We start from the raw sequence: 26,546 nt of genomic DNA on the forward strand, positions 1-26,546 counted from the left end.
GGTTCCAATGACAACATTTAATCCTTCAACTCGCACAAGCGCATCTTCGAAATCCAGATTTAGTCTACCGAAAGGTGCGCCACAAGCGTTGGCACTTCTGTGCCTGTTTTTAGTCAACGCGATCATCGCTGATAACTTCTTTTCTATCCATATTCAGGATGGGCGTTTGTTTGGCAGCGTGATCGACATTTTTAATCGAGGAGCCCCTGTTGCTCTGCTCACAATAGGGATGACGTTAGTAATCGCCACTGGCGGTATTGATTTGTCAGTTGGGGCGGTAATGGCTATCAGCGGAGCGGTAATGGCAAGTATGGCATCTCAGGGCTACGCGCCAGCAACGATTTTAGTTTGCGCGCTGCTCTCAGGTGTTGTGTGTGGTCTATGGAATGGCTTTCTTGTTGCGGTCTTTAAGATCCAGCCGATTGTCGCCACTCTTATACTCATGGTGGCCGGTCGAGGTGTCGCACAGCTGATCACTCAAGGTCAAATCGTCACCTTTACCAACGACACCTTGTCCTGGTTCGGGAGCGGTTCATTTTTACTTCTGCCCACACCAATAATCCTGTTGATCATCGCCACCATAGGTATTTGGTGCTTAACCAAGAAGACTGCATTAGGTCTGTTTATTGAATCGGTGGGCATCAACATTAAAGCGGCAAAAAACGCCGGGATTAATACCCCATTAATAGTAATGTCGGTTTATGTTCTGAGTGGCCTGATGGCCGCGCTTGCCGGGATTATTGTCGCAGCCGATATCAAAGGTGCCGATGCGAATAATGCTGGTTTGTGGCTCGAAATGGACGCGATCCTCGCCGTCGTTATTGGCGGTACGTCGTTAATGGGTGGTCGATTTAACCTGCTGCTGGCGCTGGTAGGAGCCTTTATTATTCAAAGCATTAACACGGGGATTTTACTTTCAGGTTATCAGCCACAGTGGAACCACATCGTTAAATCCGTTGTCGTTTTACTGGTGTTGGTGATGCAGTCTCCGACAGTGATTCAAGCCTTTAAGAGGAAATTCCATCATGATTAAACGTAACTTTCCTCTGTTCATTACTATCTGTGTATTTTTCATCGGTTATGTCTTCTGCGCGCTTGAGTTTCCGGCATTTATGACAACCAGAGTGATTTGTAACATTCTGACAGATAATGCTTTTCTTGGCATTCTTGCTGTCGGCATGACCTTTGTGATCCTCTCTGGTGGTATTGATCTCTCGGTGGGTTCTGTCGTGGCTTTTACTGGTGTCTTTCTGGCAAAAATGATCGGCGACTGGAATATGGATCCAATAATGGCCATGTTCACGGTACTGGTGATGGGAATGCTGTTTGGCGGCTTTATGGGCTGGATTATCGATACGCTGAAAATACCGGCGTTTATCGTCACACTTGCCGGGATGTTTTTCTTACGTGGGGCAAGCTTTTTGATTTCCGAGCAGTCGATCCCGATTCAGGACCCTATGTACAAAGAGCTCTCCCGTACCGCCTGGCATATATGGGGAGGCGGTCGTTTGAGCTTAATGGCTGTCATCATGCTGATGGTGGTAGTTGTCGGTATGTTGCTTGCACACCGAACTCGCTTTGGTAACAACGTTTATGCTGTTGGCGGCAATGCAACTTCTGCTGGATTAATGGGGGTTCCCGTCAGACGTACCGTGATTGGTATCTATATGTTATCGACGTTTCTTGCTACTTGCGCAGGGATTGTGTTCTCGATTTATACCTCGGCGGGGTATCCGTTAGCAGGAGTCGGCGTTGAACTGGATGCTATTGCTGCAGTTGTTATCGGCGGAACTTTACTGTCTGGCGGTGTGGGTACAGTGTTAGGTTCACTATTTGGTGTGCTTATTCAGGGCCTGATTCAAACCTACATTACCTTTGATGGCACGTTAAGCTCATGGTGGACGAAAATTATTGTCGGCATCTTGCTGTTTGGCTTTATCGGCCTGCAACGCTTGTTGCTGATTATGAGTGAACGACGCAAGAATGTCGCGAGCTCAGCCGTATTGAAGTCAGCGCCTGGTTGATAGATAGCCTGCGTAACATAAACAAAACCCCGTCAAAGCTGGCGGGGTTTTGTTTTTCTGAAAAGCAGAAAATGACCAGTACAAACTTGGTTTTATATTTATCTGTTGCTAATGAATATGTATGACGTGGTTTGTGTATTTTATGTTGTGATTTTGTTTATTAAAGGTGGCTGAAAAGGAAATATTGAATTAATCATTAATTAATATTGAAAATAGAAATAATATTTGTTCTTATTTGCATCCGTAAGATCTAACTAAACTATACGGAATCATGGAATGAATAAATTATTGCCTCTAAGCCCATTAGCGGTTGCGATAAGTTCTGCAGTAGTAGCAAACGCTGTTGCGCCGATGGCTTTGGCTTCTGAGGAGAAGAACTTCGACTCATCAATGATGGAAACCGTTCAAGTTTACGGTTACCAGTACGAAGGCTATGCCGAGTACATGCCACAATCGGGAACTAAAACGGATGTTGAGTGGCTCGATGTCCCACAATCAGTATCGGTTGTCACTAAAACTGAAATGCAAGATCGCGGCGCCGTGCGTCTGGTGGATGCATTAGATGGGGTTGCTGGGGTCAATAATACGTTAGGAGAGGGTAGCCGAGACCAGTTCATGATCCGTGGTTTTGACTCTCTTAATGATATGTACCGTGATGGACTACGAGATGATGGTACGTTGCAATCATACCGAAGCTTAGCAAACGTCGAACGAGTCGAAATTGTTAAAGGGCCTGCAGGGGCGCTTTATGGGCGTGGTTCTGCTGGCGGCATCATTAACTTAGTGACTAAGCGCGCCAAGGGAGACTCGTTCACCCGCGTTAATGGCAGTGTTGGCAGTAACAGCCAATTTGTCGGCCAAGTCGATAGTTCGATGGTATTGTCAGACAAGGTTAATGGACGAATTAACTTAGAGTACCGAGAAGCGGATTCTTACGTAGACCAGGTAGATTCAAACGATTTCTTCATCGCTCCCACGCTTCGAGTTCTGCCTGCTGATGGGCACACGATTGACATTGATGTCGAATATGCGCATCAAGAGTTGGTTCCTTATCGCGGTGTACCATCAAAAAATGGTAAGCCAGTTGATGTACCAGTAAGCACTTACTTTGGTGGCACTAATGATTATCAGGAATCAGACAGCATTCGTGTTGCTGTGGATTACGAGTGGCGCTTCAACGACCAGTGGGTTTGGAATAACCGTGTAGCGTTCAATCACATTGAGTTAGAGCAGAAAGGTACACGTCAAGGTACAGTCACGGATACTACCGTTTCTCAAACTGTTAATAATTTCGGCTATGATCCGCGCACCACGACCACTCTTCAATCCGAGCTGATTTGGGATGCTAACTCAAACCAACTGATGTTGGGCGCTGACTTTAACCAGATTGATATCGACCTTCTTCTGGCTGGTGATTCTAACCTTCCATCGCAAGATATTTATAATCCGGATAGCAAGCCTACACCAAACCCAGGCTTCAAGCCATTTCGTGACAATACCACCACTACTACAGGCGTTTATGTACAGGATGTTTATACTATGGGCGACCTGTCTGTGATTGGTAACGTACGTTACGATTCGATGGATTTGGAACAACGCAAAGTGGGTTCTGAGAAAGAAAAAATGGACGATGACAAAGTCAGTTATAGAGCTGGCTTGGTATACCGCATGAATAATGATGCATCGTTTTACGCCAGTTTAGCGCGCTCTTGGCAATTACCTTACGCGGGGATCTACATCAATCCAAAATTAGCGGAATTCTTCCATACCGATCTTAAAGAAGTGGGTGCAAAGGCTTACTTACTTGATAACGCATTAATGCTCAATATGGCACTTTTCCAGATCGATCAAGAGCAGCCTCAAACTAATACAGACGGTGATGTGATCGACAAAATTGAAGTGCGTCACCAAGGTATTGAATTAGAAGCACGCGGCAAGATCACTAATCAGTGGGATCTTTCGGTTGGTTACAGCTATCTGGACGCAGAAGATAAAGCCACTGGCAAGAAACCAAATGATGTATCAGATCATCTGTTTTCCATCTGGAGCACTTATCAGCTGGATGACAATTGGCGCTTAGGTGGTGGTGTGAAATACGTCGGTGATCGATATGCTGGCAATGATGAAGCGGTGGCGCTAGGCGATTACACCACGGTGGATATTATGGCGGCGTACACAACGGGACGTCATAAATTTCAGGCTAATGCCTACAACATTCTGGATGAAAAATACATTCTTGGCGCGACCAGTGGTAGCTCTGGTTTGAACCAGATTGGCTACGGTGCTCCAGCAGAGTTCATGCTCAGCTACGGTTACCAGTTTTAGTGTTTTTGCACGATCTCTGATTTTTATATTGAGAGCGATTAGCCCAGAAAGCTAGTGAGTAAGGTGTTAATCGCGGCTTAGTTATTTTATAAAGGAAAAATAATGTCTTACCGAAACTTGAACAACAAGGAGCGTGTTGGTGCGGGATTGTCTACGACCTATAGTGCTCTCGCCATTGCTATCGCGTCTACCATATCAATAAACGCTGTCGCTGCTACCGATGCAGAATCCAGTTCGTCAGCAATGGAAACCGTTGTCGTTAAGGGCAGTGTGATAGGTAACTCTGAAATTGAGGACGTCAGAGAGTACCCGGGAGCACGAACCATTATTACTAGTGAACAAATCGAAAAAACCGCCGCAAGCTCGATTGATGGCGCTCTGCAAAGTGTTCCGGGTATTAAAGTTCAGGATGAAACCGGAACTGGTGTCCTACCCAATATTTCGGTGCGCGGCTTAAAAGCGAGCCGCAGTGGTCATGCCCAATTTTTAATGGATGGGGTTCCTCTTACTCTCGCACCGTATGGTCATACTGGTCAGTCTATTTTCCCTGCCACCCTGTCTATGATTGAACGAATTGACATTGTTCGTGGCGGAGCGGCGGTTCCGTACGGACCGAACAACGTGGGAGGTGTCATCAACCTGGTCACTAAACCGATTCCTTACACTTGGCAGGCGGAGATAAGTAATCGTCTCACAGTATTTGAAGGCGGAGATACACCGCTAAACGATTTTTACCTGAGGACGGGTGGTTGGTTGAATGATAGTTTTGCCTTACAACTGGAGGGGAACTTTCTCAAAGGCGAGAGTTTTCGCGAACATTCAGACACGGATGTAAAGAATTTCCAAGCCAAAATGCAGTGGCTGCTTAGTGACACGCAAGAGCTGCAAGCCTTTGTTCAGCGTTATGAAGCGGATACGCAAATGCCGGGTGCTTTGTCACCAGAAGACTATGCTCAAGATCGTCATCAGTCGAAGCGTTCATACGATGAGTATCAAGGTGAATCGACGCGTTGGAGCGTCAAATACATCCAAGACTTAGCGTTTGCAGACAGTGCTGAACTTGAGTTACTTACTTTTGGTCATCAGTCAGAGCGTTTTTTCCAGTGGGGCTTTAATAGTGCTGGTGGACACTGGGCGGACCCTGCGCTGCCATCCACCGATATTCGTACATCCCCACGTGAATTTACGGTGTATGGTTTTGAGCCGAAACTGGCAATGTACTTTGGTGAAGGGAAATCGATTACTCAAAACTGGATTATTGGGGCGCGTTACGTCAATGAAGATATTGATTACAAACTGACGCAGACCCCTATCTCTGGCGGCAGCACTAATGTACCGCGTGACTGGCATCTGGATACCGATGCATTTGCAGGTTACGTGAGTAATGAAATTGGTCTATTCAACGATACACTCAAAATCACTCCTGGACTGCGTTTTGAATCGGTTGATATGAGCTTTGACGATCTTGGAAAAGAACAAAGCGCGGATAACAAAGTGACAGAATGGTTACCAGGCTTGACGGTAGCGTATAGTGTTAATGAACAGTGGGTGACTTACGCTAACGCACAAAAATCTCTGCGAGCTCCTCAGATTGCCTATATCCGCGGTTTAGGTGAGGAGGGGAGTGAGTTAGCGTGGAACTACGAACTGGGTGCGCGTTACACTCAAAACGAGACAAGCTTTAACGCGGCAGTTTACCGCATCGATTTTGAAGACCAGTTGCAATGGCAAAGTGCGACACAAACTTTTGACAACATCGGTAAAACGTTACATCAAGGTATAGAGCTATCCGCTCGATATGTTCCGGAATCACTGCCTCTGCTTAGCTTAGGTGCCAGCTATAATTACTTAGATGCCACACTCGAAGAAGACGGTGATAACAAAGGGAATCAGCTACCGTTCACCTCTAAGCACCAACTTGGCTGGGATGCGACTTATGTATTCTCTGGCGTAGATACAACCTTATCCGGATTCTACTTTAGTGACGCGTACACTGATAATGCCAATACTCGCTCAGAGGATAGTACTGGAGCGACTGGTAAAGTTCCGTCGTATATGGTTTGGAACTTTAATTTGGGTGCTGACTTATACAAGGACGAGCAGGGTAAGCTGCGCATGAATGTCGCCGTGAATAATCTGTTCGACGAGGATTATTACTTCCGCGGCATTGATACCAGCCCGGTTGGTCGCTACCCGGCACCGGGACGTTCCTACACGCTTGATCTGAACTACCAGTTTTAAGTGGTTTGTTGAACCCACTCTGAAAGAAAAGTCGCCAGCTTAGGTTGGCGACTTTGCCGATCTTAGCATTGGAGAATGTATTGATATGGAAAATTTAAATAGATTGGGCAGTGGCCGTTTTTATGTGCTTGCGTTGGTGTTGCTGATGCTTGTTGTTGCTTCGTTTTCGAGTATGGCTCAGATGCGTACAGTTCAAGATGAGCAGGGCACCTTCGAGATTAAAACAATTCCAGAACGTATTGTCGTTTTAGAGTTCTCTTTCGTCGATGCCTTAGCCGCAGTGGACGTGTCGCCAATCGGTGTCGCTGATGATAAAGAGCCAACACGCGTCATTTCTGCTGTTCGAGACAAAGTCGAGCCTTGGCAGTCTGTTGGCGTTAGGTCTCAGCCTAGTTTAGAGGTGATTGCACAACTCAAGCCGGATCTCATCATTGCTGACGCTGAACGTCATCGCACTATCTATCAGGATTTGCAGCGAATTGCGCCAACATTGCTGCTAAAAAGTCGGGGTGAGACGTATCAAGAGAACCTTGAGTCTGCAATAAAAATTGGTATCGCGATTGGCAAACAAGAACAAATGATGCAGCGAGTCGAGCAGCATCAGCAAACGATGGCAAAGTTTAAACAGGTTTTTTCTACCCAAGACACCATACAGTTTGGTGTTGTTTCCGACAAAGGTATGTGGCTACATAGTCCGGTGTCTTATGCTGGTGGAGTTTTGACGACTCTGGGGCTCAATAGTCCTCTGGAAGATAAAACGCAAACGGCTTATTTGCCGACAAGTTTTGAGTTTCTTCTCAAAGCTAACCCAGACTGGCTGCTGATTGGGTTATATTCAACGCCTAATGTTGTGGATGAATGGCGCAAAAATCCATTGTTCAAATTGCTGACTGCGGTGAAAAAGCAGCAAGTTGTTGAGGTTTCGCCGCAATTGTGGTCTTTGAATCGCGGTATGCTGGCAGCGGAGGAGATTGCTCTAACGCTCAAAAAGATATTAGAGAAGTCATAACATCGCGTTTAAATACAGAGCCGAATTCGAACTAGGTGCTGTCATAATGATAATAAACCCCGCTATTACCTGCGGGGTTTAATTGTTTTGTATATCTGTATCTTATAAGTGTTTGCCCTTTACGAAACTTTAATCACGGCTTATTCGAGTCAACGATAAATAGAGATTAGTGGATCAATTTCGTTCTCTTCCATACGCTTCTAGCATGGAAAATTTACTGGATTTTTAGAGCCTTAGTTCGGTTTTATGTCTCTCTCACCCTGCTGTATAAGCTTCTCGATAAAACTTTATTGATAATTTTGTATTTTATGGTGTTCACTTTTGTGATCTTGTTCTACACTTCATTTTTAATGAAACAGGGGGCATATGAAACGATTGCCTTAAGGCAACACGTAAGTGCCGGACACTCATAAAGAAAATTCTTGAAATAAGGAGTTCTTTCATGGTTTCAGGAAAAAAAGCACCGCGAGATGATGCGGTGACACCTAAATCAGCCGGAGCAGAGTTTGGTTCGTTTGGTGATAATGTCGAAAGGTTGAACAAGTACTTGGGCAAGTTCGGCTATTTCGACAATGGCATCCATGCGCGTTATGGCATGTCGGCGAAGGATGCGGTGGCCCCACCTCCTAATGAAATGGAGTTTAGTGAACAGACAGAGCATGCGTTACGCAAGTTTCAAGAGTTCAACGGTCTCGTCCCGACTGGGAAGTTAGATCAAGCGACACTAGATAAGATGAGCCACAAACGCTGTGGGTATATAGAAGGTGGTGAATACAACGACAGCGGGCGAAAATGGAACAGTAACAACCTTACCTATGCGTTTCGGGAGTTCACTGGTGATCTGACGCCAGCTGAAATCCGCACTGCGATTAGTGCGGCATTTGGTTACTGGGCTGCGGTCACGCCTCTGAGTTTTCAAGAAGTGGCCATGTCGGCAAGTCCCGATATCATCATCCGCTTCGTAACTGGAGACCATGGTGACGGCAGTCCTTTTGATGGTGGTGGCGGAGTTCTGGCTCATGCTTTCTACCCGGAACAAGGGGCAATCTCAGGAGATTCTCACTTTGATGATGCTGAAACGTGGTCAATCGATTTACCTGCGTCAAACATAGATCTCTACACGGTGGCTGCTCATGAATTTGGCCATGCGTTAGGGCTCGGACACTCCTCAGTGAGCGGTGCTCTTATGGCACCGTACTATGGAGGACCACATCGGTACCTGCACCAAGACGATATTGACGGTATACAGTCTATCTATGGCGTGCAGCAATGGGCCAATAACAAGCAACTTCTAAAAGTGTTTACCAGTTACCATGGCAAGAACGCTTGGGCATACATTCAAGATGTCGGGTGGCGAAAAATCAAGCCCGCAACTCCGGAGGGAGTTACTTCAATGTTTTATGCTGCTTGCGAGGCGCGAGCCAATGGAATGACGGTGAATGCATTAACTACCGCCAGCGAAATAGAACAACTTTACGTCTAAGTTTAAGGAGATATGACAATGGCTACTCATAGCAATAAGCTCATCAGCCGTATTTTTACTACTTACCATTCTCAGAACAACTGGGCTTATTTGTCCGGTGTTGGGTGGAAAAAGGTCAAGACTGGTAACGCGGATGGATGCACAAATGTACATATCGCGCTAACGTCTGGCCGTGCTAACGGCAAGGTTGTCACTGCCGTTACGGATTCCGATGACAAGTTTATCACCCAGGTTTATCTATAACAGAGTCAAAAGAGGAGATCGGAAATGATTAACTCAGCGTTATACAACGATGATTTTTCTGATGGGCCAACTCCCCTGGAACTGGCGGAACTAAGTAATTCAGACGTGTCTGGTGAAAATGAAGCGCCGACTCCGTTGCCGCTAGGATCTGAAGCCACTTTAGCCGATGCATCTGCACCACCGGAACCCATGATGGAAGCGGAAATGGAAACGGTGAAGGATGAGGCTCCGCCACAACCTTTAGAGTTAAATATAATGTCATCCTCAGATGTCGAAGAAGATGTCGCTCCCGAGCCTATGGATATGGATACTCTGGTTCGACTCGAACAGATGAGCTAGGTTCATTAGCAAACAAAAAAATGAGAGGGGGAGTCCTGTGAACAAAATAGATCTCGCACAGCTTCAGTTCCTTATGGTACGCGTTGCTATCCAGGGGGTTAAACTGCCCGGTCTTGATTGCGATCTCGACTTTCCCGATCTTGCTACCTTGCGGGAGGCAGAGATCAAGTATGTCTCGTCTGACCATCTTATTCAGCCCGACATGCTGACGGATTTGGCCGAAACTCTTCCCGAGGCTGAAGTCTCGAAAAAGGCTGCAGAGCTTGGTCCGCTTTACTTCTTGCGATTCCAGCAGCCCAGTGTTCAGGACAACCAAATCAGCCTTAGTCTTCAGCTCGTGATTGGGTTTGATGATGTAGAGCCTCTTGCACTTGGCGCCATAGTAGCAACCTTTGAAAGAGGTAACGGTGAGTGGACTGCCGTTGAGCCCACTTATGTTCTGGCCTATTAGTTTCTGGATTCGTGCCATTGCTATTTCGCAAAGTGGCTAATTTAGCTAAAAAGCCCCAATTTTCGGGGCTTAGCTTATGTCTCGTGACGAAAGTGGTGATAAACAACCAGTCGTTAACGAGTGCGTGGTGCTTTAATACTCTTTTCAAGCAGAGCAGCTAACTCTTCTACTTTTTCGGGATACTGCTCGGCGAGGTTAACAACCTGGCCAATATCATCGTGCAAATCAAATAACTGAGCGCTGGAGAGATTGCCTTTTTCATTCCCCGTATATTGGCAGATAAAATCGTCATCGTGCGGCGGAATATAAGCGTAACGCTGGTCTCTGAATACCTTTTTGTATTGCATCCCTTCAAGCACCATATTGTCTCGGCCTTGAGGTTCCTTACCCAGTAACGTGTCCAGCAGTGGTTGGCTATCTGGCGCTTCTTCCTCTTGCAGTTCACTGCCGGTTAGCTGAGCAAAACAGTGATAAAGGTCGACTTGGTTGAACAAGGCTTCTGTTTCTCCTCGGGTAGCGCCGTTTGGCCAGCGGACAATAAATGGCACTCGTGTTCCACCTTCAAACAGGCTGTATTTACCACCGCGCAGTGGGCCAGCCATTCGATGTTCGCCGTTGAACTCAACTGCTTGATCTTTATAGCCATCGTTTAATACCGGACCGTTGTCGCTGGAGAAGATCACGATCGTATTATCAGCCAGTTGCAGCTCTTCCAATTTATCGAGGACCTGCCCAATGCACCAATCCATTTCGACGATTACATCGCCGCGAACACCGTGAGGTGTCACGCCTCTAAAGCGAGGGTTCGGAATACGCGGTACGTGCGGTTGATGCAAGGCGTAGTAAAGGAAAAACGGCTGATCTTGGTTTTGCTCGATAAACTCAATGGCTTTGTCAGCAAAGACTTCGCCCATGGTTTCATCATCCCAGATAGCAGATTGACCGCCGCGCATGTGACCGATACGGCTAACGCCATTGATGATCGTGCCGTCGTGGCCATGATCGTACATGACATCCAGAAGCTCTGGGTTGTGGCGGCCTGTAGGTACGTCATCAAAGGCTTGATCCCAATCGTAGGTCACTTCAATCGGGTCTGAAGGATCGAGGTTATCAACATGGCGATTGTCGATGTAGACACATGGAACACGGTCATTGGTCGCAGCCATAATGTAGGAATCGTCAAAACCGACATCGTTTGGTGTTCCCTGAATTTCTTGATTGAAATCGAGTTCACCATTGCCGAGCCCTAAATGCCATTTACCGACGATGCCGGTGCGATAGCCAGCCTTTTGGAACATTTTTGGCATCGTGAAATCAGAGATGGTGATGATCTGCGGGGCATCGCCAGGTAAAACAGCTGCGTTAGGGTTACGCCAAGGATAAGAGCCAGTCAGTAAACTATAGCGCGAAGGCGTACACGTCGCCGCCGTGGCATAACCTTGATGGAACTTAAGCCCTTCTTCAGCCAGTTTATCCAGGTTAGGCGTTGGAATGTCGTTGGCACCGTAACAGCTCAAATCGCCGAAACCGAGATCATCGGCATACATAATAATTACATTAGGGAGTGTATCGTTACTCATGAGAATTCCTTATCGGTTCCGCTGTGAATGAACAAGTCATATGGAAGCAAGTGATCAAGCACTCGGCCGTCAGCCCATGGATCGTCGGTTCGAACCAATTCTTCTGCCATGGCGCGCAATAGGCGACGAAGGTCTGCTTGTTCAGGGTCGAATGCTAGATTATTGGTTTGGTAGGGATCTTGGATGTTGTCGAAAAATTGGGTTTTTTCGACTTGGCCGAAATCATCAATATGTAGTGCTAAGGAGTAGCGCTCAGTCTTAATGCCTCGAACTGAAGCGAAATAGCCACGGATTTTACCGTCTGCACCTGGCGCGGTATTGATGTTCTTCAGATAGAGAGCGTAAGTGGGGCTGGTATCCATCGAACCTGAGCGGAAAATCTCATCGAGATTGCGGCCATGAATATTGGTTGGGCAAGATGATGAAAGCCCCATCAATCCCAAGACAGTTGGCATAATATCAGCACTGCTCAAAAAGGCTGGGTGTTGATTTGCCTGACTCTGATCGGCAGCTTTTACAATGAAAGGTACTGAAAATGCCTCGTTATAGATGCAGTTTTTGGCATCATTTACGCCTTGGCTGCACAAGGTTTCTCCGTGGTCGCTGGTAAATACCACGATGGTATTGTCCCATTCACCGATCGCTTTCAGTGTCTCAACCAGACGGCCGAACTCACTGTCGGTGCCTGTAACATTGGCAAAGTAATAAGGCGCGCTATTGGCTTTTTCGAGGCTCGTATCAGCGTTTTCGCGCAATAAAAGCTCATCAACAGGCGTGTCTTTGTAACGTAACCAGTCTTCCATACGGCAATCGTCAAGGCTGTCATATGGGCTGTGTGGCGGGTTCATCGACATAAACAGCGCAAAAGGTTTGTTTGCGTCGCGCTGGCCTTGTTCGTTCTTCAGATACTCAATCGCCTTGTCGGTTTCATGTTCTGCCGACCATACCTTTGGTTCGTGACGGCGGCCATCGCTGTCGTAGTAGTGGGGATTGTTGTGTTCATCAAACGTGCCGTATCCATACCAATAATCTATTCCATGGCGGCGCTGTGGTTCGGTGTACGAGTCCCAGGCAGGTATATTCGGGTCAACGTAATGACCGGGCTGCACTGGATCATTTGGTGTCGGTACATCCAAATGCCATTTGCCGATATAACCGACGTGATAGCCTGACATTGACAGGACATCAGTGAAACAAATCGCGGTTTTTGGCAACTCGGAATCAACGCGGTCTGAGTTACAGTTCAGCGGTACACCACTGCGTGACGGGAATTGCCCGGTCATCAGGCTACCGCGGTGTGGGCTACAAACTGGGCAGTTACTTACGGCGTTGTTCAGCAACGTTGATTGTTGGATAAACGCATCAAGGTTGGGTGTATGGACAGGGTCCCCCACACCGGGAATTAAGTCACGATAGTTTGGATCTTGCCAGATACCTAACGACATCAGGCGAAATTGATCGGGGAATACATAGAGTAAATTGGGGTTTTTCATGATTCACAATAGTAGAGAGTTTGAAATATTATATTGAAACGTCGTTTTATAAATGTTGTTTGTGATCACGGATTGATGATAAATTAAAATGGCGTTTTAAAATAATTCGTCAACTAATAACAAGGTGTGGTTACGGTGTCACTTATTATTCCCATCAGTAAAGCGAAAGCAAAGCGTCCGTTTCATATTTTGTCCAAGCCGATTGGACCTTTGTGCAACTTAGATTGCGACTACTGCTTCTATCTCGACAAAACCGACTATTACCCGCAAACCAAACAGTTTGATATGGGTGACACGACACTTGAGGCACACATAAAAAGCTACATAGAGAGCCAGCCTGTTGGTTGTCCGGAAGTGACGTTTGGTTGGCAGGGTGGGGAACCGACATTAAGAGGGTTGGCGTTTTTTCGTCAGGCAGTGGCGCTGCAAAAAAAATATGCCCGTCCGGGAATGAAGATCATCAATACGCTGCAAACCAATGGTGTACTGATTAATGACAGTTGGGCCGAGTTTCTTAAACAGCATGAGTTTTTGGTTGGGATCAGTATTGATGGTGATGAAGAATTGCATGACTACTACCGCAAAACACGCAGTGGGAAGGGCTCTTATCGTCAGGTGATCCAAGGTTTGCAGACGCTACAAAAGTATCAGGTCGATACCAATGTGCTGACTGTGATTCAAAACCACAACGGCAATCATGGTAAACGAGTATATCGGCACCTGAAACAACTTGGGGTGACATTTATTCAGTTCATTCCAATTGTCGAACCGGAAAAAGGCAAAGGTGTTTCGGAGCGAAGTGTATCTCCAGAGCAGTTTGGCCAGTTTATGGTGGATGTGTTTGAAGAGTGGCGTAAAGGTGACATTGGTAAAGTGTACGTCAGCCATTTTGATAATGCGCTCGGCATGCATTTGGGTATGCCGTCTTCTATTTGTGTACACGCCCCTCAGTGTGGGGAGAATCTTGTGATTGAGCACAATGGTGATGCCTATAGCTGTGACCATTTTGTTTATCCAGAATTTAAAGTGGGGAATATCAACCAGCGAGATTACCCTGACTTGATAGAAACACCGATCCAGCAACAATTTGCTACCCGCAAGCCAACTGGTAGCCAAATCCATTGCCAGCGATGTGACCAACGTTCGCTTTGTCATGGCGCTTGCCCTGCACAGCGGATCGATGCAAACGGGGAGTTGTCCATATCCGCAAAGCATTATCTGTGTGACGGGTATTATCAGTTTTTCTCTCATCTTCGCCCTTACCTTGATGCGATGGGGCGATGTTTACAACGTGGCTTGCCACCTCTCTATTACGCTCGATTTATGCGCCATCCCTAGGCTGGTGTGCGCATCCATCCTTTGAGCAATTCTGCTGGCATTGTTAAAGAACACGCTGTCATAGGCTAATTTTTCTATTTCAGCGTGCTTTCAATTCCGTAGTCCTATCAGCCCCGCTCATCAGAACCTGTTTACTCTATGCTAAGAAAGCAAATCGTTAATAAATGAAACGGCGTTTTAATTTTATTGTTTTTGGTAGTTCAATTTTGTGAGCCAGGTGGGCATTGAACTAAAAAAATAAAACGTAGTTTTGATCTTTATATCAAAAATATAAAAAAGCGTTTCAATAATTATGGTTTATGGGTTTTAATTCATTCATTGATGATTTTGTTGTTAAGCGAGTAACCCGTGGCAATAAGTTTGAATTGTTTGGCAAATACGGCGCAAGGATGCACAGGCCGTTCTGAAACGCTGAAAATGCTAAAAGCGATTGTAGAGCGCCAAATGGATGTTGTTCGTGGAACAATACAAGACGTGCCGCACTTTAATAGCGCGGCGCACTATACAGAAAGCGTCGCGGGTATCGAACATGTTTGTCGTTTGATGTGGGGCGCAGTGCCAGCTGGAGAAGCGCTGAAAGATGAGCATGCCGAGTTGCGCCAGTTGATCGCCAATGGTAGCAATCCCATGCACCCAGACTTTTGGCAGTTTCCACGCAATTATGACCAACGTGTTGTGGAGATGTCATCGATTGCCGTGGCGTTGATCGATGCTAACGAATTTTACTGGCAGCCGTTAGATCGCGAGCAGCGCACTAACCTTGTGACTTGGTTAAATTCCGTCACCGATTTAGAGCTGCCACCAAACAACTGGCGCTGGTTTAGGGTTCTGATCTTAAAAGCGCTATCGTTACTGGGTGTGGAAATTCAGCATCAGGTGCTTGAACAAGACCTCGCTTTTATTGATGAAATGCATTTAACAAACGGGTGGTATCAAGATGGTCTCACAGGTGTGGTGGACTATTACAACCCGTTTGCTTTCCAACTTTACGCATTGGTGTACGCCCGCTGGGACAATTATCATAGTGCTGGCAGTCAGCTTTTGCTTGACCGTGCAATAGAGTTTTCTCATCGCTATCAATATTGGTTTGGCGAAGATGGTCAGCCTCTGTGCTACGGCCGCTCGTTGAATTATCGCTTTGCTGGTGCTGCTTTTTGGGCGGAATTGGCGCGTACTGAACATCCTGATATTGATATCGCAATGGCAAAAAGCTACTGGATGCAAACCATGCGCTGGTGGGCGAATCAGCCAATCTTGGATCAACAGGCACAGTTGTTACCGGGCTTTGCTTACCCTAACTTGCTCGTGAGTGAATTCTATACCAGTTACGCGTCACCGATGCTGGCACTTAAAGCCTTTAACGCCCTCTACCTGCCTGAACAGCATCCATTTTGGACGGTAGAAGAACAACCATTATCGAGCAGCATGCCCGCCACGTGGATTGGTGATCGCCACCTGATTACCCGCCGTCAGGGTAGTTATCTGCTGACTAATAGCGCACCTGCAAACGAGCTGCGTAATTGTAATGACAAATACAGCAAGTTTGCCTACAGCTCCGCGCACGGGCTGTGTGTTGAATCAACGAATTGGTTGGATCAGGGTTGGGCGGGAGACAATATTTTTGCTTTTGCTCATCCACAGACTCGTCAATGGTTTAGTCGCACCCGAAATATCAATAGCTATCGCGAAGGCGATGCACTGGTCTCTTTATGGCAGCCGTTTGAAGGTTGTGTGGTGAAAACGCGCCAACAATTTACTGAGCAGGGTGAACTTCGCAGCCATGAGATCACCACAGACTTTGCTTTGGAATTTGTGATGACCGGGTATGCCGTAGATGGCTGGTCAGCTTGGTTTAGCCATCAGGTGATTCAGCCTGCACGAGTGGAGTCTGAGCGGCTCTTTAGTGAACTGATTTTATTGCAAGGTGAGGGGAAAACCCGAGTCTACCCATGCGCACCCAATACCAATTTACTTTATCCCCAAGCTAGTGTTCCGGCCATTACTGGTCGTATCGAACCCGGTACACACCAGTATATTGTCGCCGTGAACGCTGGCAATGTGCCTCGCTGAGTTAAATGGCTACGCGAAGTGCGAAAGAATTAATTTTTATATTTGTATACAAATCATGGAGTTACTGATGAGTTATGAGAATAGCTTACCTCTACTTGGCAAAGTCGCTATCGCGGTTGCAGCCTCTGTCTCTTTTTCTGCTTTGGCGGATACGTACAACGAAGCCCCACAGCTAAAAGAGTTGGTGGCAGCTGGGCAACTAGCCCCTGTTTCTGAGCGTTTGCCTGAAAACCCACTTGTTGTTGAGCCGATTGAATCTATCGGTCAATACGGTGGTGAATTGCGTCTGCTTGGTTTAAAAGCGGACCGTGGTCACCGCATGCGTATGCTTAAGTACGACAACTTATTTAACTTTAACCGTCACTACACGGGTATTGAGCCAAATCTAGCGACTAGCTACACAGTAAACCCAGAGCTTACAGAGTACACGATCAGCTTGCGCAAAGGCGTTAAATGGTCTGACGGAACAGAGTTTACAGCGGAAGACATCAAGTTCTACCTAGATTTAATTAACCGTGAAGACTGGTCTGGCAACAAACCACTCTATGCTCGTCAATCAGGTGATGCAGTCGGTACCGTTGTCGACAAACACACAATCAAAATCACGCTAAAAAATGCCGATGGTATGTTCATTCGTAAATTGGCGAACACGGATGGTTCTAACATCGTTCAGTTCCCGAAACATTACTGTGAGCAATTTTTGCCTGAAGTAAACGCTAAAGTGACTGAAGAAGCAAAAGCCGCTGGCTTTGATAGCTGGCAGCAATACTTCCAAACTAAGTGTCGTGCGATTTACTTCCAGGAAAGTTACCAAAACCCAGACCGCCCTACAGTAAACGCCTGGAAAGTAAAAGTCGCTCCAGGTCCGCAAACGCAATATGCAATTTGGGAACGCAATCCATACTATTGGCAAGTCGATACGGCGGGTAACCAATTACCTTACCTGGATACGGTTTACTTCTCTTACTCTGAGAATAAAGAAGAGATGGTTCTTCGCGCTGCCGCTGGTGAGACAGACTTCCAAACTCGTCATATTGGCGTAGCTAAGTACCGCCCAATGCTCATCGAAAACGAGAAGAAGGGTGACTACACTTACGCGACTCGTCCAAGCACTACCATGAATGCGCTGATCCTTGGCTTAAACCAAACACACAAAGATCCCGTCAAGCGTGAACTATTTTCTAACAAAGATTTCCGTGTAGCACTTTCTCACGCAATTGATCGTGAAGGTATTAGTGAGACTATTTTCTCAGGTGTCGTTGCGCCATACCAAGCAGCGCCTTCAGAGGGTAGTGCATTCTACGATGAGGAATTTGCAACTCAATACACAGAGTTTAACCCAGAACTTGCCAACCAACTGTTAGACAAAGTCGGTCTGAACAAGAAAGACGACGATGGCTACCGACTTGATAAAACTGGCAACCGTTTACGCGTCGAAGCGCTCGTTAACCAACAACGTGTTGGCGAAACTACAGACATTCTTGAACTTGTGAAAAACGATTGGAAAGACGTGGGTGTATTCCTGGATATCCGTATCGTTGAAGGTTCTTACCTGCAAACTCAACGTTTGGCGAATGAATATGATTTAGCGCCAGCGAAAGGTGATGGTGGTATCGGTGTGTTGGATACTTTCCGCAGCTATGCACCTCAAAACCCAGAGTCTACCTGGGGCTTAGGCTACTACTACTGGATGACCGATACTGCACACGCTAATGCTGTTGAGCCACCTGAACATGTTAAGCAGCAAATTGAGCTTTACCAAGCTATGGGTAAAACGTCTTCTCATGAAGAACAGTCTAAGCTGATGCAGCAAATTATTGATATTGCGAAAGAAAACTTCTATGTGATTGGTACGGTTCAACCTCTGGATGAAGGTGTGATCATTCGTAAAGGCGTTCGCAACGCTGATACTGAGGTTCCAAACTCATACAGTATCGCGTCGCCAGGTCCAATGCGTACCGCTCAACTTTGGAAGGAATCAAAGTAATTTCGTTGAACTAGGTATGGTTAAACCAGACCTGTTAGCCGCAGTCACTAGCAGCTGCGGCTAACGAATCTCTTGTTTTAACTGTTTGCGAAGTTGCAAATGTAGGAATATTTATGAGCAGTTTTTTTCTGTATATAGGACAAAGATTAGCGGCGGTGTTTACCACTTTGCTGGTCGTGTCTATTTTAGTTTTTGTCGTTATTGATTTACCACCAGGTGATTTTGCTTCTGCAAAAATCGCAGAAATGGCCGCTATGGGTCAAGATGTCGACCCCGAGCAGATCCTTGTTTTGCGTGAAATGTTTGGTTTGGATAAACCGTTGCATGAGCGTTACATAAGTTGGATGGGAGGTCTACTTACAGGTGATCTAGGGCTTTCTCTGGTTAACAATAAACCGGTTTGGGATAACATTCAGCCTACGTTATTACCTACCATTCTTCTCGCCTGTGCAGTATTGGTTTTCAAGTTTACGTTGGCTATTCCAATCGGTGTTTACTCTGCTCTGCGTCAATACTCATTTGGCGATTACATCGCAACCATATTTGGCTTCATTGGTATGGCAACGCCTAACTTTGTTATTGCGATTGTTGCCTTGCTAATTGGTTATCACTCTTTTGACGTGATGCTGTCTGGCCTTTACTCGCCAGAGTATATCTCTCAACCGATGAGTTTCGAAAAATTCATGGACGGGGTTAGTCGTAGCTGGCTGTATATTCTCGTTGCTGGTACCGCAGGTATGGCGGGTATCATTCGTATTATGCGTGCTAACTTACTCGATGAATTAACTAAACCTTATGTAAAAACTGCACGAGCTAAAGGCCAAAAAGAATTTACGCTTCTAGTTAAGTACCCAATACGTGTCGCGTGTCTACCACTTGCTGCGACGATTGGTTGGCAGTTACCACTTCTTATCAGTGCAGACGTGATTGTAAGCCAGGTGTTGAACATCCCGACAATGGGACCAACCATGCTTAGCGCATTGCGTAACCAAGATATGTACCTGGCTGGCGACATTCTATTGCTGATGTCTACCTTAACCATTATCGGCACCATCATTTCTGACCTCATCATGTATTGGGTAGACCCTCGCGTCCGCGCTGGTCTGTAATCAAGGAGTAATCATCATGACAGCTAATATTCAAACTGCTCCTGCTAATAGCATGTTTGCTCGAGTATGGAAGCGCAAGAAAAAACAGATTGACCTAACGGAAGCAACCGCCTGGCAATTGATTGGTCTTAAATTAAGACGTCACAAACTGGCTTGGTACAGTATGTGGTTCTTAGCGCTAATCTATTTTGTCGCTGCATTCGCGGAGTTTTTTGCACCGTTTAACTCAAGCGACAACTGGCGTCGATACACGTATGCGCCTCCGCAAGAGATAAATCTGTTTGAGAAAACCGCTGAAGGTTGGGATTGGGCTCCACATTTAATCGGCTACACAGTCAAAACCGACCTACGTTCGCTAAAACGTCATTACACCGAAAATCCTGCCAAGAAAGTTTATTTTGAATTTTTTGGTGAGGTAGAACCGTACACGTTAGCGGGCTTCATTCCGATGAAGTACAAGTTACTTGCGCCGAAAAATAAACGTGATCCTTTCTTCATCCTTGGTTCTGATCGAATGGGACGCGATATGTTATCGCGACTGATTCATGGTGCGCGTATCTCGCTGTCGGTGGGTCTAATTGGTGTATTTTTTACCTTTTTCATCGGTATTTTGGTGGGTGGTATCTCCGGTTACTTTGGTGGCAGAGTAGATAACTTTATCCAACGTACCATGGAGATTGTTAAATCGGTACCAACGCTTCCACTTTGGATGGCGCTAGGTGCGTCATTACCTAATGACTGGAGCTCGTTGCAGCGTTACTTCCTGATCACCATTATCTTAGGTTTGGTTGCATGGCCAGATATGGCTCGCGTCGTGCGCAGCCGCTTTATGTCATTGAAGAGCGAAGAGTATGTTGCAGCGGCATGGTTAGATGGCAACTCGCCATTTGAAATTATCCGCCGTTACATGGTGCCAAACTTCCTGAGCCATATCATCGCAGTGGTTACACTAGCGATTCCGGGCATGATTTTGGGCGAAACAGCGCTTAGCTTCTTAGGTCTAGGCCTTCAACCACCCATGGTGAGTTGGGGGGTATTGTTACAAGAAGCCCAAAATATCCGTGCTCTAGCGGATGCGATCTGGCTGTTAATTCCAGCAGCAAGTGTGGTTATTGCCATTCTAGCGATGAACTTTGTAGGTGACGGTTTACGTGACGCCTGCGACCCTTACCATGAACAAGGTGCAAAATAAGGTATTTAAAATGGCGGAAAAAATTCTTGAAGTTAAAGATCTGAACGTCAGCTTCCCGACAACGATGGAAACCTTCCACGCTGTTAAAAACGTATCGTTTCATTTAAATCGTGGGGAAACCTTGTCTGTCATCGGTGAGTCGGGTTCTGGTAAATCGGTGACAACCAGCGCGATTCTTCAACTGCTGGACAAACCAGGACGAATCGATTCAGGGGAAATTCTTTATCATACCGATGGATCCAAGGTGGATATCACCACGTTGTATCCGCGTAGTGAAGAAATGCGTAATTTGCGTCGCTTTAACTTCTCATTGGTATCGCAAGAGCCAATGGCAGCACTGAGCCCGGTTCATACGGTTGGCGATCAAATTAAAGAAGTGCTTTGTCTTGTGGACCCAGGCATCACGAAACAAGTGGCGCATGAACGTGCAATTGAACTTTTGACTCAGGTGCAAATGCCTGAGCCGGAAAGTTTGATTAACAAGTACTCATTCCAGTTATCTGGTGGTCAGCGTCAACGAGTTGTCATCGCGATGGCGATTGCCAGTCGTCCGGATGTACTAATCGCCGACGAGCCAACAACGGCGTTAGATGTGACCACTCAAGCTGAAATTTTGGAACTGTTTGCCAAACTGCAGCAAGAGATAGGCATGGCTATTTTGTTCATTACTCATGATTTAGGGGTAGTGGCACAAATCTCGGACCGTGTCGTCGTTATGGAAAAAGGTGTGGTTGTCGAGCAAGGTGATGTGCGCCAAATCTTCGAGCGACCTGAGCACCCATATACGATTAAGCTGATGAATGCGACGCGTGCGCTTGAGCTACCTTCTAAGGTGAAAAAGCCGTTTGTTTACGCAGGGCAAACGCCACTTTTAGATGTCAACAACGTCACTAAAGTGTTTGAAAAACCGGGCAAGTTGTTCGAGAAAAAACAATTTATGACGGCGGTGAACAATGCGACGTTAACGCTGCACCCAGGTGAATCTTTGGGAATTGTTGGTGAGTCCGGTTCGGGCAAAAGTACCTTAGGTCGAGCGATTTTAGGTATGCAGCCAGCAACGTCAGGTAACATTCGTTACGTAGACGAAAATAGCGACATCGAGCTAGAGCTTGCTGACTACAAGCGTGTGAAACGCGATCCTTTGTTTGCCGATCTGCGTTTGATTTTCCAGGATCCATGGTCCTCTTTAAATCCACGTATGACGGTTGCGGATATCATTGAAGAGCCGCTGAAACTGCTTCGCACAGAGATGAGCGCGCAAGAACGTAAAGATCGCGTACGTAATATGATGCGTCGAGTGGGTTTGCCAGCGGAGTTCTCAAGCCGCTATCCACACGCATTCTCTGGCGGGCAGCGCCAGCGAATTGTTATTGCTCGCGCACTGGCGACGATCCCTAAACTCATCATTGCAGATGAGGCGACCGCAGCATTGGACGTATCATTGCGTGCACAGGTTTTGGACCTATTGATTGAGTTCCAAAACGAATTTGGCACATCGTTCATCTTAATCACCCATGACATTGCAACCGTGAAGTACTTCTGTGATCGAGTGATCGTACTGCAACACGGCACAATAATGGAGCAGGGTACCATCGAGCAGGTAATTCATAACCCACAAGAACCATACACTCAAAAATTGATTGCAGCGGTTCCTGTTGCCGAACTACCTAAAGAAGTGGCGTAAAGTTCACTGGTTACTCTAACTCATGGTGACTTTAAGTTATCTATAAAGGCCGCGTTATGCGGCTTTTTTGTTTTCAGAATTCGTAATTTGTAAAAATATTAAAAAGGTTCCTATGAAGTTTTGGCAAGATCTGTCCATTGTTAGACGTATCTACATTGGCTTTACCTTGTTGCTGCTTAAATAAGATGTCGTTTTATTTTTTAATAAATAAGATCGGAAAAGATAAATGGGTGTTGTGATATTTTAATGTGTATTTTGTTTTATAGGGATATAAGGCGATGTTAGATGTTAATAGAAGGGATAATTATTGATGAATAAGTTAATTGATCTTATTTACATAAAAAGAAAGAGCCCATAAGGGCTCTTTTAGTATGCAAACAATATCTTAGGAAATATAAAGCTATATCTTATTTCAACCAGTAACTACTTTCGTAGGGCCAATACCGGTTAAAACTTACTTTGAGCTATCAAAGACTTTAAGTTTCAAATGCTGCTAAATTAACCTCATTAAAACCATCGTATTTTAAATGACTCATATTCAATATCTTTGGATTAAAAACATTAATCTGATAGTGAAGAAATATTTCATAAAATAAGAACAACTAATAGCTAACTAGCGTTCACAGCTAAATAGTATCACTATGGAGTGATAAATCAATTTTGAAACGATGTTTTATAATCTGTGTCACATAATTGAAAATGATAAAAATTAAAAATGAAATGACGTTTCATTTGATGTTGATTGCATCGGGGCGATTGTTTATAGTTTTTGTGCTCATTTTGCTTCTGTATGAATTTTTAGTTTCTGGGTGAGTACAGGAAAGCGAGGTGATCATCTTCCCGTCATAAATCGACTGTTGTTAGAGGAATCGTGATGCGCGCTGTTGAACATCGCAAGTTGTCCCTTCTGTTTCCGTTTTTAAGCTGGTCTTCCAAGGTAAACTCTCAAACTCTTAAAGCGGATATCTTAGCCGGACTTACAGGAGCAATTATCGTGCTCCCCCAAGGTATTGCTTACGCCATGATTGCAGGTTTGCCGCCTGAGTTTGGTCTGTATACGGCAATTATTCCCGCTATTTTGGCATCACTGTTTGGCTCATCGCATCATTTGATTTCGGGCCCGACAGCGGCTCTTTCGGTGATTGTCTTTACCACCATAAGTCAATTCGCTGATCCGGGAACGCCACTTTACATCCAACTGTGTTTTACGTTGACCCTGTGTGCCGGGATTATTCAACTGCTTTTCGGACTGTTGCGTTTTGGCGTTGTGGTCAATTTTGTGTCTCACTCTGTGGTGCTTGGGTTCACTTTAGGTGCGGCGATTGTTATCGGGGTCAGCCAGCTTAAACATGTATTGGGCTTACAATATGACTCGGGCGAAACGGCGGTTGAAAATATCATACTGCTAGTCAGTAATATCAATGGATTAAATAGTAAAGAGCTATTAGTAGGCATTGTTACCATCGCAGTTTGTGTGTTGTGTAAACGCATTTGGCCAAAACTACCCCACATGTTATTCGCGACCTTGGTGGCGATGGGATTTGCGACTTGGATGAATCATGCCGGTAACGAGGTTTTGATGGTGAGCCAAGTAAGCAGTAACTATTTAAGCCTGTCTTCTCCTTTTGTTGGTTTTAGCCATATATCTACCATGCTTGACGGTATTTTCGCGGTTGCGATGTTGGGTCTGGTTGAAGCGATTTCAATTAGCCGCTCAGTGGCGATGAAATCTCGCCAACAGCTTGATAGCAATCAAGAGTTTATCGGCCAGGGAATTTCAAACATGGTTGGCTCGTTCTTCTCTTGTTATGTCTCCTCGGGCTCTTTCACCCGCAGCGGCGTGAATTACAGTAGCGGCGCACAAACCCCACTAGCCGCGGTGTTCGCTGGCTTATTCTTATTAATCATCATGGTGCTGTTTGCTCCGTACGCAGCCTATATACCGATTGCAGGAATGGGGGGGTTGTTGCTGGTTGTTGCCTGGAACCTGGTGGATGTTCATCACATTAAAGTGATTGCAAAACATGATGGTAAAGAGATATTTATTTTGGTTGTGACCAGCCTAGCTGCGATTTTTCTTCATCTTGAACTTTCTATTTATGTTGGCGTAGCCGCCTCTCTTTTCTTCTATCTACGCAGAACGTCGCGACCAACTATCGAGTTACTCAATTGCGATGAGCTGAATATTGACGATCAGCAAGATATCGCGGTTGTTCGTATTAATGGTTCGATTTTCTTTGGTTGCGTTCAATACCTCCATCAAGAGTTGCAGAAGATCAGTTCTAAGCAGTTGATTATTTTAGGAAGAGGGATCAACTTCATTGACCATCTTGGTGTACAGATGCTCGATGATTATGTGTCAACCAGTGGGCGGAGCGTCTATTTCTGTCGCTTTAAAGCGAACGCCAAAGCATCACTATTAAATGGTGCAACGTCGGTACGAGAAGAACATTTTTCCGATCGATTGACGCCATTGTTAAAGCTCATTTGTAAGAGGTAATTCATGAAAGTATTAGTGACGGGTGGCTGCGGCTATATCGGTAGTCACGCCTGTGTCGCACTGGCTGCTGCAGGACATGAACCGATTGTGCTGGATAACTTCAGCAACAGTAACCCTAAGGCTGTGGTTCGTATTGAGAAGTTGATTGGGCGTCCATTGGTTGTTTATCAGGGCGACATTCGTGATCGCCTCGCGCTTGATTGCATTTTCGAACAGCACAAAATCGGTGCCGTGATGCATTTCGCCGGGCTTAAAGCAGTCGGCGAGTCGGTGGCTAAACCGCTTGAGTATTATGATAACAACGTCTCAGGCACGCTAAATTTGTTGGCTGCGATGAGAGCCGCACATGTTTACCGTTTGATCTTCAGTTCATCGGCGACGGTCTATGGCGATCCTCTAACGGTTCCTATTTCTGAAACTGCCCAAACCGGCGCAACGACCAACCCATATGGTACGAGTAAACATATGGTCGAAAGTTGTTTGAGAGATTTCTCTGCTGCCAATCCAGACTGGAGCATCACGCTGTTACGTTATTTCAACCCGATCGGGGCTCATCCTAGCGGTTTAATTGGTGAAGACCCAACTGGTATTCCCAATAACCTGATGCCGTTTATTACTCAAGTGGCGATTGGACGACGCGACACGCTCTCTATTTTCGGTAACGACTACCCAACGCATGATGGCACTGGCGTGCGTGACTACATTCATGTTCAAGATCTCGTCGAAGGCCATGTGGCGGCACTGGAAGAGCGAGGCAATGTTAGTGGGCTGCATGTCTACAACCTTGGGACGGGTAATGGCGTCAGCGTATTAGATATGGTTGCAGCGATGAATAAGGTACTGGGCCGAGAGTTACCAGTGCGCATCGAGCCACGAAGAGCCGGTGATATTGCGCAGTGTTTTGCCGAAGTGGATAAGGCTGAGAAAGAGCTCGGTTGGAGCGCGAATCACGATTTAATGGATATGGTTGAGCACAGTTGGAACTGGCAGCAGCGCAATCCGAATGGTTACCAATCTTAATTCTTTAAGGAAACATAATGTCTCAATCATTTGATGTAGCAGAGCATCCTCACCGTCGTTTTAATCCTCTTACGGGTGAGTGGGTGCTGGTGTCGCCTCATCGCGCGAAAAGACCGTGGCAAGGGCAACAAGAAACCCTCAATATTGAAAGCCTGCCGAATTATGATGACTCATGCTTTTTGTGCCCAACAAATACTAGAATCAGCGGTGATGTGAATCCGAATTATCAAGGTACGTTCGTGTTTAAGAACGACTTTGCCGCCCTTACAGAGCAAACCCCTGATTCACCAGTGAGCGATGATCCTCTTTTTCAACTTCATAGTGCCAAAGGGGAAAGCCGAGTGATCTGCTTCTCGCCTGATCACAGCCGCACTTTGCCAGAGTTGAGCGTGGAAGAAATTGGACATGTGATTACTACTTGGATAGAACAAACGGAAGAACTGAGCCAGCGTTATCCT

The 26,546-nt window shown here is 46.0% G+C and carries 20 protein-coding genes; 18 read left to right on the plus strand and 2 right to left on the minus strand.

Features of this window, described 5'->3' with window-relative positions; translation table 11 throughout:
• Positions 1 to 7 precede the first annotated feature (7 nt).
• The 9 genes from ytfT (at position 8) to RXX31_RS11615 (ending at position 10,115) form a co-directional block, all read left to right on the plus strand.
• The gene (gene ytfT / locus RXX31_RS11575; protein ID WP_317589500.1) at positions 8 to 1,033 is read left to right on the plus strand and encodes a galactofuranose ABC transporter, ATP-binding protein YtfT; all 1,026 of its coding nucleotides are present in this window, start codon (positions 8 to 10) and stop codon (positions 1,031 to 1,033) included.
• Positions 1,026 to 2,024, plus strand: coding sequence for a galactofuranose ABC transporter, permease protein YjfF (gene yjfF / locus RXX31_RS11580; protein ID WP_317589502.1), 999 nt, complete (start codon positions 1,026 to 1,028; stop codon positions 2,022 to 2,024). Before ytfT ends, yjfF begins: the two co-directional genes overlap by 8 nt.
• Positions 2,025 to 2,300: 276 nt before the next feature.
• Complete coding sequence (locus RXX31_RS11585; RefSeq protein ID WP_317589503.1) at positions 2,301 to 4,349, plus strand: TonB-dependent siderophore receptor; 2,049 nt, start codon at positions 2,301 to 2,303, stop codon at positions 4,347 to 4,349.
• Positions 4,350 to 4,451: 102 nt separating this feature from the next.
• Positions 4,452 to 6,590 (plus strand): TonB-dependent siderophore receptor, encoded by a 2,139-nt coding sequence (locus RXX31_RS11590; protein WP_317589504.1) that lies wholly within the window; start codon positions 4,452 to 4,454, stop codon positions 6,588 to 6,590.
• Positions 6,591 to 6,675: 85 nt separating this feature from the next.
• On the plus strand, positions 6,676 to 7,599 hold the full coding sequence (locus RXX31_RS11595) for a Fe(3+) dicitrate ABC transporter substrate-binding protein (protein WP_317589505.1): 924 nt from the start codon (positions 6,676 to 6,678) through the stop codon (positions 7,597 to 7,599).
• Between the two features lie 442 nt (positions 7,600 to 8,041).
• The gene (locus RXX31_RS11600; RefSeq protein ID WP_317589506.1) at positions 8,042 to 9,082 is read left to right on the plus strand and encodes a matrixin family metalloprotease; all 1,041 of its coding nucleotides are present in this window, start codon (positions 8,042 to 8,044) and stop codon (positions 9,080 to 9,082) included.
• 18 nt (positions 9,083 to 9,100) lie between these two features.
• Positions 9,101 to 9,325, plus strand: coding sequence for a hypothetical protein (locus RXX31_RS11605; protein WP_317589508.1), 225 nt, complete (start codon positions 9,101 to 9,103; stop codon positions 9,323 to 9,325).
• 24 nt (positions 9,326 to 9,349) lie between these two features.
• Entirely contained in the window at positions 9,350 to 9,664 is a 315-nt protein-coding gene (locus RXX31_RS11610; RefSeq protein WP_317589509.1) for a hypothetical protein, read from the plus strand.
• A 37-nt stretch (positions 9,665 to 9,701) separates the two neighbouring features.
• Positions 9,702 to 10,115 (plus strand): hypothetical protein, encoded by a 414-nt coding sequence (locus RXX31_RS11615; protein ID WP_317589510.1) that lies wholly within the window; start codon positions 9,702 to 9,704, stop codon positions 10,113 to 10,115.
• A 113-nt stretch (positions 10,116 to 10,228) separates the two neighbouring features.
• On the opposite strand, the gene RXX31_RS11620 is transcribed toward RXX31_RS11615, so the two are convergent.
• Both RXX31_RS11620 and RXX31_RS11625 read right to left on the minus strand, forming a co-directional pair.
• Entirely contained in the window at positions 10,229 to 11,695 is a 1,467-nt protein-coding gene (locus RXX31_RS11620; protein WP_317589512.1) for an arylsulfatase, read from the minus strand.
• Positions 11,692 to 13,188 carry a sulfatase gene (locus RXX31_RS11625; protein WP_317589513.1) on the minus strand — a complete coding sequence of 499 codons (1,497 nt, stop codon included), beginning with the start codon at positions 13,186 to 13,188 and terminating at the stop codon, positions 11,692 to 11,694. The genes RXX31_RS11620 and RXX31_RS11625 overlap by 4 nt, the downstream gene beginning before the upstream one ends.
• Positions 13,189 to 13,323: 135 nt before the next feature.
• On the opposite strand from RXX31_RS11625, the gene RXX31_RS11630 reads away from it, so the two are divergent.
• From RXX31_RS11630 to galT, 9 genes are all read left to right on the plus strand, one after another.
• Positions 13,324 to 14,526, plus strand: coding sequence for an anaerobic sulfatase maturase (locus RXX31_RS11630; protein WP_317589514.1), 1,203 nt, complete (start codon positions 13,324 to 13,326; stop codon positions 14,524 to 14,526).
• Between the two features lie 348 nt (positions 14,527 to 14,874).
• Positions 14,875 to 16,596, plus strand: coding sequence for a DUF2264 domain-containing protein (locus RXX31_RS11635; RefSeq protein WP_411197978.1), 1,722 nt, complete (start codon positions 14,875 to 14,877; stop codon positions 16,594 to 16,596).
• 67 nt (positions 16,597 to 16,663) lie between these two features.
• Positions 16,664 to 18,583, plus strand: a complete 1,920-nt coding sequence (locus RXX31_RS11640; RefSeq protein ID WP_317589516.1) for an ABC transporter substrate-binding protein — start codon at positions 16,664 to 16,666, stop codon at positions 18,581 to 18,583.
• Between the two features lie 113 nt (positions 18,584 to 18,696).
• Entirely contained in the window at positions 18,697 to 19,692 is a 996-nt protein-coding gene (locus RXX31_RS11645) for an ABC transporter permease (protein ID WP_317589517.1), read from the plus strand.
• 16 nt (positions 19,693 to 19,708) lie between these two features.
• Entirely contained in the window at positions 19,709 to 20,884 is a 1,176-nt protein-coding gene (locus tag RXX31_RS11650) for an ABC transporter permease (RefSeq protein WP_317589518.1), read from the plus strand.
• Between the two features lie 10 nt (positions 20,885 to 20,894).
• Positions 20,895 to 22,568, plus strand: a complete 1,674-nt coding sequence (locus tag RXX31_RS11655; protein ID WP_317589519.1) for an ABC transporter ATP-binding protein — start codon at positions 20,895 to 20,897, stop codon at positions 22,566 to 22,568.
• Between the two features lie 874 nt (positions 22,569 to 23,442).
• Positions 23,443 to 25,068 carry a SulP family inorganic anion transporter gene (locus tag RXX31_RS11660; protein ID WP_317589521.1) on the plus strand — a complete coding sequence of 542 codons (1,626 nt, stop codon included), beginning with the start codon at positions 23,443 to 23,445 and terminating at the stop codon, positions 25,066 to 25,068.
• 3 nt (positions 25,069 to 25,071) lie between these two features.
• Positions 25,072 to 26,088, plus strand: a complete 1,017-nt coding sequence (gene galE, locus RXX31_RS11665; RefSeq protein ID WP_317589523.1) for a UDP-glucose 4-epimerase GalE — start codon at positions 25,072 to 25,074, stop codon at positions 26,086 to 26,088.
• Between the two features lie 14 nt (positions 26,089 to 26,102).
• Positions 26,103 to 26,546 (plus strand): galactose-1-phosphate uridylyltransferase (gene galT, locus RXX31_RS11670; RefSeq protein WP_411197980.1); only part of this gene is annotated, 444 nt, incomplete at its 3' end.

Origin of the sequence: Vibrio sp. EA2, from assembly GCF_033042495.1 — a bacterium.
Classification (GTDB): domain Bacteria; phylum Pseudomonadota; class Gammaproteobacteria; order Enterobacterales; family Vibrionaceae; genus Vibrio.